Origin of the sequence: Pseudomonas agronomica, assembly GCF_025917275.1 — a bacterium.
In the GTDB taxonomy this organism is placed as follows: Bacteria; Pseudomonadota; Gammaproteobacteria; order Pseudomonadales; family Pseudomonadaceae; genus Aquipseudomonas; species Aquipseudomonas agronomica.
Genome location: NZ_JAOSHO010000607.1, coordinates 1 through 2,674 on the forward strand (window position 1 = coordinate 1; position 2,674 = coordinate 2,674).

Below are 2,674 nucleotides of genomic sequence, written 5' to 3' on the forward strand. Positions count from 1 at the left end.
CGGTGCAGGCGGATGTGTGGATGCGGCCCTGGGATTCGGTAGCCGGCACACGCTGTACCCGGTGGGCGCCGGATTCGAACTTCAACTTGCCGTAGACGTTGTCACCCTCGACCCGGGCGATGACTTCTTTATAGCCGCCGTGCTCGCCCTCGTTTTCCGAGAGGATTTCCACCCGCCAGCCGCGACGCTCGGCGTAGCGCGAATACATGCGGAACAGGTCGCCGGAAAAGATCGCCGCCTCGTCACCGCCGGTGCCGGCGCGAATTTCGAGGAACACGTTACGTCCGTCGTTCGGATCCTTGGGTAGCAGCATGCGTTGCAGGTTGCTTTCCAACTCGACCAGTTGTTCCTTGGCCTCGCGCACTTCTTCCACGGCCATTTCGCGCATGTCCGGGTCGCTGTCCTTGAGCAGCGCCTGGGCGCCCTCGAGATCGCCTTGTACCTTGAGCAACTGTTTATAGGTCGCGACAATCGGCTCGACTTCCGCGTACTCCTTGGAGTAGGTCCGGAACTTGTTCTGGTCGGAAATGACCTCGCCGTCGCCCAGCAAGGCGGTCAGTTCCTCGAAACGGTCCTGGAGAATGTCCAGCTTATTGAGCAGTGACGCTTTCATTGCGATTTTTTATCCGAAAAGCTATCCGGTGAAGCCTCACCGAGGGCGAAAAGTTCCTGGGCCATGGCCAGCGCATCGAGGCGGCCTTCGGCGGTCAGCTTCTTGAGCTGGACGCTGGGCGCGTGGAGCAACTTGTTGGTCAGGCCGCGGGCCAGTTGCACCAGCACCTCTTCGGCACTGCCACCGTTGGCCAGCAGGCGCTGGGCCTTTTGCAATTCTTCGTCACGCAGGCGTTCGCTTTGCTGACGATACGCCTTGAGCACGTCCACCGCCGCCAGCTCGCGCAGGCGCACCATGAAATCCTCGGCGCCGACGGTGATCATCTCTTCCGCCGCCTGGGCCGCGCCTTGCCGACTCTTCAGGTTTTCGGCGACCACTTCGTGCAGGTCGTCGACACTGTAGAGATAAACGTCGTCGAGTTCGCCCACTTCCGGCTCGATGTCCCGGGGAACGGCAATGTCGACCATGAAGATCGGCTTGTGCTTGCGCAACTTCAGGGCGCTTTCCACCGCGCCCTTGCCGAGAATAGGCAACTGGCTGGCGGTGGAACTGATGACGATGTCGCTGTGCACCAGCTCGGCAGGAATATCCGAGAGCAGCACCGCGTGGGCGCCGAACTGTTCGGCCAGGGTGCTGGCGCGCTCCAGCGTGCGGTTGGCGACCACGATGCGTTTCACGCCCAGGTCATGCAGGTGGCGGGCAACCAGGGTGATGGTCTCGCCGGCACCGATCAGCAACGCCTGGCTGCGCTGCAGGTCACTGAAAATCTGCTTCGCCAGGCTGACCGCGGCAAACGCCACGGACACCGGGTTCTCGCCGATGGCGGTGTCGGTGCGCACCTGCTTGGCGGCATTGAACGTAGCCTGGAACAGCCGCCCCAGCAGCGGGCCGACGGTGCCGGCCTCGCGCGCCACGGCGTAGGCCGACTTCATCTGGCCGAGGATCTGCGGCTCGCCCAACACCAGCGAATCAAGCCCCGAGGCGACACGCATCATGTGACGAACGGCCGCATCGTCTTCATGCACATAGGCACTGGCGCGCAGCTCTTCAAGGCTCAATTCATGATATTCGGCCAGCCAGCGCAGCACTGAATCGGCAGAAACGTGATCCTGTTCTATATAAAGCTCGCTGCGATTGCAGGTGGAGAGGATCGCAGCTTCGCGGCTGTCGGTGAGTCGGCAGAGCTGCTGCAGGGCCTCAACCAGCTGCTCAGGCGTAAAGGCCACGCGCTCGCGGACGTCTACTGAAGCAGTCTTGTGGTTAATACCAAGTGCAAGGAAGGCCATTCAAGGTCGCTGATGGTGACGTGAAGCCGGCAATTGTCCTACTTCGCCAGATCCAGAACAACCACCCCCGACTATTGTCACAATTACCTGTGCCTATAAAGCATCCGCCGAGACTCGGTTATGTTTGACCGATGGCTTGTGTCATGATGATCCGACCGCAGGTTAGTCGTCCTCTTCCTATATGAATAGATCCTTTGCGTTGCTCCTCGCTTTTGCCTTCCTCGGCGGCTGCCAGTCCATGGCCCCCGTCTCGACGGACGGTACGCCACCGGTCGAAGACAGTTCCCCGACCCCCGAAAAGCCCAAGGTCTACGGCTCGTTCAGCGAGGAGACCATCTTCAGCCTGTTGAGCGCCGAGCTGGCGGGCCAACGCAATCGCTTCGACATTGCGCTGGATAACTATGTCACCCAGGCCATCAACACCCAGGACCCGGGGATTTCCGAGCGCGCGTTTCGCATCGCCGAATACCTGGGCGCTGACCAGCCTGCATTGGATACCGCGTTGATCTGGGCGAAGAACGCCCCGGACGACCTCGAAGCGCAACGCGCCGCCGCCATACAACTGGCACGTGCCGGACGGTATGACGACGCCATGATGTATATGGAAAAAGTCCTGCAGGGCAAAGGCGACACCCATTTCGACTTCCTTGCGCTGTCCGCGGCCGATACCGACCAGGAAACCCGCGCCGGCCTGATGAAGAGCTTCGATCGCCTGCTGCAGCGTCATCCGAACAATGGCCAACTGATTTTCGGCAAGGCACTGCTGTTGCAACAG

At 61.0% G+C, this 2,674-nt stretch carries 2 protein-coding genes and 1 pseudogene; 1 reads left to right on the forward strand and 2 read right to left on the reverse strand.

What is annotated here, in order from left to right:
• Nucleotides 1–613, reverse strand: a 613-nt coding sequence (locus OC610_RS25155; RefSeq protein ID WP_264431728.1) for a PCRF domain-containing protein, incomplete at its 3' end; no start/stop codon positions are given.
• Nucleotides 610–1,899 carry a glutamyl-tRNA reductase gene (gene hemA / locus OC610_RS25160; protein WP_217860321.1) on the reverse strand — a complete coding sequence of 430 codons (1,290 nt, stop codon included), beginning with the start codon at nt 1,897–1,899 and terminating at the stop codon, nt 610–612. The genes hemA and OC610_RS25155, both read right to left, overlap by 4 nt.
• A 181-nt stretch (nt 1,900–2,080) precedes the next feature.
• Here hemA and OC610_RS25165 point away from each other — a divergent pair.
• Nucleotides 2,081–2,674: pseudogene (locus tag OC610_RS25165) on the forward strand (hypothetical protein); the annotation flags it as partial.